Below are 8,933 nucleotides of genomic sequence, written 5' to 3'. Positions count from 1 at the left end.
CCCTGTTCCGGGATCGTCATCTGTGTGAACAACCTGCCCTTGGTGAACGAAGGTGAGGCCATCTACCACGTGGCGCGGTTTGATGAGTTGGGTGAGGCCGAGAAGGCCATGGATTACTTCCGCAGTTCCTTCGAGAGCGAGATGTCGGAAGAAGCGGTGGTGCCGGTACACCCCTGGGATGAACTTCAGAAATAACCGACTGTTGGAGCACGTATGATCTGGCACCAGAACACTATTGAGCTGGCCCCGCTGCCCAGGGGATTTAACCTGGTGACCAACGAAATCCTGGCCCAGGCGCCGGAACTGACTAACTGCGAAGTGGGGTTGCTGAATCTGTTCATTCAGCATACCTCCGCTTCTCTTGCCATCAATGAGAACGCCGACCCGGACGTGCGTGGCGATCTGGAGCGTCACTTCAATGTGATGGTGCCGGAACACGCCGACTATTACGAGCACACCCTGGAAGGCCCTGATGACACCACCTCCCACATCAAAAGCGTGATCATCGGGCCGTCGCTGACCATCCCCATCAGCCACGGCCATCTGGCTCTCGGTACCTGGCAGGGGATTTACCTTTGCGAACACCGGAATCACGCCGGTGGTCGTAAAATTGTGGCGACTTTGCAGGGGCGTTGGTGAGCTCTAGATCTGCCCGCCTACGCCTTTGAACTTCTCTACAAACGCCGAAACTTTTTCAAAAACGCTTTGTTTTTTGGTGAGGTATTGCGGATTCAACGGACTCATTTTCGGCAGAATGTTATTGAGCTCCGTGCCATTGTCGCTGGCATGCTCTCGTTTCAAAGACGTGGTGATGTAGCGCCTGGCCGCTTCCGCGTTAAGCTTTTCGGCCGTAATCAGTGCCTGCGCTTCTCGCTGCTGCTCAGCTCTTGCATAGGTGAAGAACGCGTCAATGACACTGGCCTTGTCAGGAATATCATCCAGATCTGCCTGGTTGATAAAGTCGACCACCAAACTCTCCTTGGCTCTATTACCAAGACTGGCCCGAATCAGGCGGCGCACTTCGTCAATAAGGTCTGACTTGCTTTTGGTTTTCTTGTTGTGCTCGAAGATCAGCTCGAGAATATAGTCGAGATTGATTTCCTGTGACTTGAGCAGATCTACCTCGAAGACCACATCATCCCAGTCGATGCTGGACTGGTTGTTATCGTTGCCGGCTTTTTCACGGCGCAACCAATCGCGAATGTCGTTGTAGGTGGAGCGATAATCTTGAATCTTGCGCTCGGAGGGTAATCGGATGTTCTGTAAGACGGCGAGATCGTCATCGCTTAGATAATGTTTCGCCTTGAATGCTTCCACTTCCGCAGGGTCACTGGTATCAATCGTTTGCAGGGCTTTTAGGCTGGCAAATTCATCGAAATTCTGCAGTATGTTTTCAACGCGCAGGTACTCGCCGAACAGCTTGGCAAACGCCTTCCTGTCCTTTTCTTTAACAATCTCATCCGGGGCGGGAAAGCGCTGTTCCAATTCTGCTACCACCGTCATGAAGCCACGTCGTGCTTCGCCGGTAACGAGATCGGTGAAGCCTTCCATGTATTCCTTGTAGCTTTTCTCCAGGACTACGTTCTTGGTGTTCTTGTCGCCAAACAGGGTGATGGCGTCAATGGTCGCCTTCTCCAGATCACGGAAGGTTACGATATTGCCAAAGGTTTTGGTGGCGTCATAAATCCGGTTGGTGCGCGAAAAGGCCTGGATCAGGCCATGGTAGCGCAGGTTCTTATCCACGAACAAGGTGTTGAGCACTGGCGCATCAAAGCCGGTCAGGAACATGCCCACTACAATTAACAGGTCGATGTCTCTGGATTTCACGCGCTTGGCCAAATCGCGGTAGTAGTTCTGGAAGCCGTTGCTGTCGACACTGAAGCTGGTTTTGAATAAAGCGTTGTAGTCGGCAATCGCGGCGTTTAAAAACTCCTTGGCGCTACTGTTCATAGCCGAGACTTCAAAACTCTCGTCAGCAATATCGCCAATGGCATCCTGTTCCTCGTTGGCGGCAAAGGAAAAAATGGTGGCAATCCTGAGCGGTTTATCATTCTCGGCTTGAAGTTGGTTCAGAGATTCATAATAGAGCTTTGCGGCGTCCACGCTGCTGACGGCAAACATGGCATTAAAGCCCATGGCGCCCGGTTGCAGGCGATGAGTCTTCTGTCGATAGTGATTCAGAATGTACTGCGACACTTCCCGGATACGTTCGGGGTGCAGCAAGGCCTGCCGATTTTCCGCTGCCGTCAGTTTTGTTTCGTCCTGCTCGGTTTCAATGACTTTGAACTGGGGGCGCACATCGTTGTAGTCCACCTTGAACTTGAGCACCTTTTCATCGCGAATGGCGTCGGTGATCACATAGGAGTGCAATTCACGACCAAACACGCTGGCGGTGGTTTCTGCACCGAGAGCGTTCTGGGGGAAAATGGGGGTACCGGTAAAGCCGAACTGATAGAACCGCTTGAACTTCTTCTTAAGGTTTTTCTGTGCTTCACCAAACTGGCTGCGGTGGCATTCGTCAAAAATAAAAACGACTTGCCTGGTGTATATTGGCAGGTCGTTTTCGCTCTTCATCAGGTTATTGAGCTTTTGAATGGTGGTGACGACGATCTTGTTATCTTCTTTGTCTAGATTGCGCTTCAGCCCTGCGGTGCTGTCCGAGCCGTTGACGCTATCGGGGGAGAACCGCTGGTACTCCTTCATGGTCTGGTAGTCCAGGTCTTTACGGTCCACAACAAAGAATACCTTGTCGATAACGTCCAGCTCGGTGGCCAGCCTTGCTGCTTTGAAGCTGGTCAACGTCTTGCCGGAGCCTGTGGTGTGCCAGACATAGCCGCCGCTTTCCGGCTTGCTCCAGTTCTTGCTCGCATGGGAACTTTTGATCTTCCACAGGATGCGTTCGGTCGCGGCAATCTGGTACGGGCGCATTACCAGAAGGGTGTTGCTGACATCAAACACCGAGTATTTCAACAGCACCTCCAGCAGAGTGTTTCTCTGAAAGAAGGTGGTGGTGAAATCTTTCAAATCTTTGATCAGGCTGTTGTCGGCCTTTGCCCAATGCATGGTGAAGTCAAAGTTGTTCTTGTCCCGCTGAGTGGTGTTGGCAAAGTAGCGTGTATCAGTTCCATTGGAAATCACAAATAGCTGGAGAAACTTGAACAGGGAATGCTCGCTGTTAAAACTCTCTTTGCTGTAGCGGTGCACCTGGTTAAAGGCCTCGCGAATGGCTACACCGCGCCGTTTCAGTTCCACCTGCACCATGGGCAATCCATTGACCAGAATGGTGACATCATAGCGATTGGCATGGCTCCCAGTTTGCTCAAATTGCTTGATGACCTGTAGCTTGTTGCGGGTAACGTTCTTTTTATCCAGTAGGTAAATGTTCTGGATGCGGCCATCATCGAATACAAAGTCGTGAATATAGTCATCGTGAACTTTGCGGGTTTTATCGATGACGGTTTCACTGGGCCGGTCAAGAAAAGTTTCCACAAAGCGCTGCCATTCGCTCTCGGAAAACTGCAGTTTGTTCAGGGTTTGCAGTTGCTGGCGCACATTGGCCAGCAGTGCATCCGGGGAGTTGAGGTCTGGCAGATATTCATACCCCTGGTTTTCAAGGTCGGCTATAAATTCCCGTTCCAGGTCGTATTCACTTTGATAGGTTTCACTGAGCTGAACGCACTTGGTATATCTATCCAGAACGATAAATTGATTGGTTTCGGCAATGGCCTTGTAGTCAATCACGTATCCGCGTCCTTTCTTTGAAGCAGCTTTTTCACTTCGCGATCGAAGTCTGATTCGATATGTTGCTGCTTGTTGAACTTGTCGTATTCGGCATAAGCTTTTTGCTCGGCCTGCTTTCGGCTAACGTTGCCATAGCCTTCCAGAATCCGGTACTCATTGAAGGCAAGAAATTTGTTGACGCTTTCAGCAAAGCTTTCCATCGTGAAACTGTTGCGCCGCTCGATGATGCCTTCGATATAGTCGAAAAAAGCCGAGACTGCCCGTTCGAGTTGTTTGATTTCGGTTTCGCTCAAATAATTCTTCGCGACCACAGAATCTGACTTTAATACCCGGCCAGCCGGTGCGTTTTTGTAAGTGCTCATGCCCATCAAAGGCTTACTGGCATCGGCTTTGAGTGAAATGATTTCTGCAGCGGTGTGGCCAGTAATGGCGTAATGGAACTTGTCCTGAACGTGGGCGTAGAACAACTGGGTGGTTTTCGATCTGGGGTCGTAATCAATGCTGCATTCAGCAAAAATATCGGTAATCTGCTGGTAGATGCGCCGCTCACTGGCTCGAATGGAGCGCACCCGCTCCAGTAATTCGCGGAAGTAATCTTTACCGAAGTAGCGGCCATTTTTCAGGCGCTCATCATCCATGGCAAAGCCCTTGATGATGTACTCTTTGATCAGCTGCGTCGCCCAGATACGGAACTGTGTGGCCTGTGCCGAGTTGACCCGGTAGCCAACCGAAATCACGGCATCCAGGTTGTAGTATTTGACCCTATTCGTCTGGGTTTTCCCGGCCACAGCGCCGTGTTCAGTGGTATGTTCCAAAATGGAACATACCACTGATTCCTCTAACTCTCCGCTTTCAAAAATGTTCTTCAGGTGCTTGGTAATTGCCGGGCGCTGCACACCAAACAGCTCCGCCATTCTTTCCTGAGTCAGCCAGATGGTCTCATTGCTGAGCACCACCTCTACCTTTATCTTGCCGTTGGGTGCGGTGTAGAGCAGAAATTCTGTGGTTTGATCTTCCAGACTTAGATTGGGCACAGGGTTCCTTCCTTATGCTTTAATGTCAGTGAGTTCAGTCATTGGCTTCGACCTGCTTCCAAAAGCCATATTCATTCTTCAAGTGATTAAGCAGTAACTTAACAGTCTGCTTCTCGGGCTCTGTTGGCTCGGTGACCGTGTCATTTGACAAGGTTGAATGACTGGAGAACTGGATGATGCGGTTCAAATACGCCTGCTGGTCACCCGGTAAGAGTTCAGACCATCTCGGATAACCGAGAAAGCTCGCCGTTTTCTCGTACAGGTTACGTAAGAGCGTAAAATGGTACCTTTGTACCTGGTTTTCCGCGACTGCCTGCTCAAGGACCTGTTTTAGATATAGATGGTAGGAAAAGCTCTTGTTGGAATCCCCATATTTGGTGTTCAGAAGGTAGCTGCCATTCTCAAAACGTTCCAGCAGGTAGCAGCCTTCTTTTTTACCATTTTTGTTCAAACCAAGTTCATTGTGGAGCACGTTATAAAAAAGAGGGCTGTGAGTTGTGATAATAAACTTCAGCCCAGACTGACTGGATTTGATCAAGCCCGCCAAGTTGACGGCCAACTCAATCAGATGATTTTCATCCAGTGAGCTGACTGGGTCATCAATAAAGACATATTCCAACTGGTCAAACTGATTTGTCTCACGCTCAGTGGGCTCAGCAACGTTGAGGATTGTAATAACCTGATCCAACAGGGTGTAAAAAATGCTCCAGATAAAGTTGCTCTCTTCACCTTTGGAGATTTTCAGGTTGCCGGAATGTTCGTTATCGCCACGCTCAAGTGAAAAAGTCACCTCTGTAAAATCTGCGCTAAAATGCGGGGTGAGTTTCTGATTAGCATAACGTTGGAAGTTTGTGACGATATTGAGATCCTGCCCCTGATCCTTCAAAACCCAGTCGGTAAAAGAGTTGGGTTGAATTTTCAGCTTAGGTTCTGCATCTGAGTCCAGATCGTTATCCCAATAGAACAAGTCCTCGGTGAACGCATTGTAGTAGAGGATTTTGTTTCTTGAGAATGCACTTTCACCTTCACTATTGGTGACATCTTCATCATCATTCTTTGGCGCAATCAGTTGTTTGAATTCCCGGGATAGGCGGGTTTTCCCCGAGCCATTAAAGGCATAAATCAACTGCACCCTTTTATTGGCGCCTCTGAGCTGTTGGGCTATTTCCGTTAGGGTCTTGCTCATATCAAGCCGCGACCTCTTCCGGTTTTGAGAAGCTCAGCAGAAGATCCCGATAGTATTCATATTGCTTTTGCCGCAGCTCGATCTCTCGGGGTAAGCCTTCGGAAATCGAGTCGGTAAGGGCGTTGAATTTGTCCAGAATCGATACAATACGAGCCTGTTCGTCAAGTGACTTCTCGAGATCATCCGGATAGGGGATAGGGATCGAAACCTTCGAAAAGCCGGTCATTAACAGTGTATTGACCTTGGTTCTGGCCACATGCTTCGCCTTCTCAGCAATAAACGATGCGGTTTGCATGCAGTAAGAAACGTACTTCGGGTTCATTGTATGCCGGAAAGCATAGCAGTGGTCGTGAATAGCGACTTTTCCATCGCCTAGCCATGCCACGGCTTTACCAACGTCCTCTACGGTCTCTCCCACATCCGTTATTACCACGTCACCAGGCAGCGCATAACGAAGTGTCTTCGCCATATCACTTCGGACCTGGGAGTGTGCCCTAGTCGTGAATGCTCCGTACCGGGTGTAAATCTCACCGTAATGGATAGCGCTGATACCGTCATCTACATAATCAGCTTTGGTAAAGCGTTTACCCCGAATAAATTCTCCAATCTCTCCGAGCGGCTTCCACGCTACTTCTCCATCTTCGAAACTCAACAACTTGTCGCGATAGTAGTTGTATTGCTTTTTTCTTGCGGTAAGCTCGGCGGTAAGCTCGGCGGTAAGGGAGGTAAATGCGTCAAGAATTCGGACGATTTCCGCCTGGATCTCAAGGGATTTTTTCGGATTTTCCGGACATGGGATGGGAATCTGGAATCCCTCAAGCATGGGCTTCCTTATAGAGGTTGCAGTTGCTCCAACACTTTTTGCCAGAATGTATTTCTTAAAATTTGATGACATGAAGTGATAGAGAAACTTTGTGTTCAATATGCCTGATATAACGCGAATTCTATATGCTCTCTGATGTAGGGCATATTTCCCTTCCACGTAGTGGAATATCTCACCAATTCCGCCTTCGCCGGGTACGACTATAGCCACTTCATCAAACTGAAAGGTATCTGACTTTAATACGTTCTTTGAACGAACATAGAATGGATAGATTCCATTTTCACTCTTATCTTGGCGATTTGAGCTTCCGGTGCCAATATCTGCTACAGCACCAAGGGATACCCAGTCCATATGAACGCTATCGTCCAGCTTGTCCATAAATCTCACATTGCTCATGCCTACAGCTCCTCACCTTCAATCTCCGCCACAATGGCATCAATCTCGGTGCGCAGTTGGTCGATTCTGGCCACTGTGGTTTTTAGCTGAGCATTGAGCTGGGTAATGTCGATCTGCTCGCGGGTGTCTTTGGCTTCTACGTAGCTGGTGACTGACAAGTTGTAGTCATTGGCGGCGATCTCTTCAAACGGCACGGAGCGCGCAAAATGCTCAATGTTTTCCTTGCGGTCGAACGCGCGCATGATGTCTTCAACATGCTGATCGGTCAGGAGGTTGGTATTGGTTTCTTTTTTGAAATACGCCTCGCCGCTGGCATCAATGAACTGGGTGGTTGTGTCAGTTTTGTGTTTGGACAACACCAGGATGGTGACCGCGATGGTGGTGCCATAAAACAGGTTGGGGGCGAGTGAGATCACCGATTCTACGTAGTTGTTGTCTACCAGATACTGGCGGATTTTCTTTTCGGCACCGCCCCGGTAGAAAATGCCAGGGAAGCAGACGATGGCTGCGCGGCCTTTGGCCGATAGATAGCTGAGCGCGTGCAGAACAAAGGCAAAGTCGGCTTTGGATTTAGGGGCCAGCACCCCGGCCGGGGCAAAGCGGTCATCGTTAATTAGGGTAGGGTCGTCGCTGCCGATCCATTTCACCGAATAGGGCGGATTGGAGACGATGGCGTCAAAGGGTTTTTCATCGCCAAAATGTGGATCGGTCAGGGTGTTACCCAGCTGCACGTTGAACTTGTCATAGTTGATGTTATGCAAAAACATGTTCATGCGGGCCAGGTTATAGGTGGTGTGGTTAATCTCCTGGCCGAAGAAGCCCTCTTCAATAATATGCGCATCGAAATGCTTCTTTGCTTGCAGCAGCAGCGAGCCGGACCCGCACGCGGGGTCGTAAATCTTGTTCACGCTGGTTTGCTTGTGCATGGCGAGCTGGGCAATCAGTTTTGATACATGCTGCGGGGTAAAGAACTCGCCACCAGACTTGCCTGCATTGGCTGCGTAGTTGGAAATCAGGAATTCGTAGGCATCGCCAAACAAATCGATATGGGCACTGTCAAAATTCCCAAAATCCAGGCCGGCTACACCTTTGAGCACAGCCGCCAAGCGGTAGTTCTTTTCCTTAACAGTGTTGCCGAGTCGGTTGCTGGTGGTGTCAAAATCGGCAAAAAGACCCTTGATGTCGCCCTCCGATGGGTAGCCGTTAGCGGAGGCTTCGATGGCAGCAAAGATAGCCGCGAGGTCGGTATTCAGGCTTTCGTTGTTGTTGGCACCCTTGGCAATATTGACGAACAGCTGGCTGGGGTAAATGAAGTACCCCTTGGTTTTGATGGCATCGTCTTTGATGTCTGGGGTGATGACGCTGTCGGGCAGCTCTGCGTAGTTGATGCTGTCGTCATCGGCCTCGATATAACTGGCAAAATTCTCGCTGATAAAGCGGTAAAACAGGGTGCCCAGCACATACTGCTTGAAGTCCCAGCCGTCGACAGAACCACGTACGTCGTTAGCGATCGCCCATATCTGGCGTTGCAGGGCTGCGCGTTGTTGGGTGCTTGTCATTCAGTTTTCCTGTTTAAATCCGGTTAGTAAGTCGCCGTCGGCTCAAATTTGAGGTGGGTAGTATACGAGATAAGGTGCATGAAACTCATCGTTCGTTGCCCAGGAAAGGCTTGAGTATTGTGGAGCATGAGGGGGTGCCGACTTTGTGATCAGTTTCCGAGTGCTTTGATACATCCTTGGTGAAGGATGGCGCT

6 protein-coding genes and 1 pseudogene are annotated in these 8,933 nt (G+C 49.8%); 2 read left to right on the top strand and 5 right to left on the bottom strand.

What is annotated here, in order from left to right:
• Together B3Y70_RS10235 and B3Y70_RS10230 are read left to right on the top strand one after the other, a co-directional pair.
• A pseudogene (locus B3Y70_RS10235) lies at positions 1 to 195 on the top strand (succinylglutamate desuccinylase); the annotation flags it as partial.
• Between the two features lie 18 nt (positions 196 to 213).
• A complete protein-coding gene (locus tag B3Y70_RS10230; RefSeq protein ID WP_014420709.1) occupies positions 214 to 639 on the top strand; it encodes a secondary thiamine-phosphate synthase enzyme YjbQ in 426 nt (141 codons plus the stop codon).
• A gap of 3 nt (positions 640 to 642) precedes the next feature.
• Here the strand turns inward: B3Y70_RS10230 and B3Y70_RS10225 are convergent, their stop codons facing one another.
• From B3Y70_RS10225 to B3Y70_RS10205, 5 genes are read right to left on the bottom strand one after another with little or no spacing between them, the layout of a single operon-like run.
• Positions 643 to 3,741, bottom strand: coding sequence for a type I restriction endonuclease subunit R (locus B3Y70_RS10225; RefSeq protein WP_286893751.1), 3,099 nt, complete (start codon positions 3,739 to 3,741; stop codon positions 643 to 645).
• Positions 3,738 to 4,775, bottom strand: coding sequence for a virulence RhuM family protein (locus tag B3Y70_RS10220; RefSeq protein ID WP_023011489.1), 1,038 nt, complete (start codon positions 4,773 to 4,775; stop codon positions 3,738 to 3,740). The genes B3Y70_RS10225 and B3Y70_RS10220 overlap by 4 nt, the downstream gene beginning before the upstream one ends.
• Before the next feature lie 34 nt (positions 4,776 to 4,809).
• The gene (locus tag B3Y70_RS10215; protein WP_023011490.1) at positions 4,810 to 5,961 is read right to left on the bottom strand and encodes an AAA family ATPase; all 1,152 of its coding nucleotides are present in this window, start codon (positions 5,959 to 5,961) and stop codon (positions 4,810 to 4,812) included.
• A 1-nt stretch (position 5,962) separates the two neighbouring features.
• A complete protein-coding gene (locus B3Y70_RS10210) occupies positions 5,963 to 7,180 on the bottom strand; it encodes a restriction endonuclease subunit S (protein ID WP_023011491.1) in 1,218 nt (405 codons plus the stop codon).
• A 2-nt stretch (positions 7,181 to 7,182) separates the two neighbouring features.
• Positions 7,183 to 8,739, bottom strand: a complete 1,557-nt coding sequence (locus B3Y70_RS10205; RefSeq protein ID WP_023011492.1) for a type I restriction-modification system subunit M — start codon at positions 8,737 to 8,739, stop codon at positions 7,183 to 7,185.
• Positions 8,740 to 8,933: the final 194 nt, after the last annotated feature.

It is taken from the genome of Marinobacter sp. UBA5687 (genome assembly GCF_002420325.1).
Taxonomy (GTDB): domain Bacteria; phylum Pseudomonadota; class Gammaproteobacteria; order Pseudomonadales; family Oleiphilaceae; genus Marinobacter; species Marinobacter nauticus.
Note: the sequence above shows the minus strand (reverse complement) of the source record. Positions and strands in the feature narration are given on the sequence as shown.

Bases quoted from the DNA above. Each gene is read 5' to 3' on its own strand.
- B3Y70_RS10230 (WP_014420709.1), top strand. From the start codon at position 214: ATGATCTGGCACCAGAACACTATTGAGCTGGCCCCGCTGCCCAGGGGA.
- B3Y70_RS10215 (WP_023011490.1), bottom strand. From the start codon at position 5,961: ATGAGCAAGACCCTAACGGAAATAGCCCAACAGCTCAGAGGCGCCAAT.
- B3Y70_RS10210 (WP_023011491.1), bottom strand. From the start codon at position 7,180: ATGAGCAATGTGAGATTTATGGACAAGCTGGACGATAGCGTTCATATG.
- B3Y70_RS10205 (WP_023011492.1), bottom strand. From the start codon at position 8,739: ATGACAAGCACCCAACAACGCGCAGCCCTGCAACGCCAGATATGGGCG.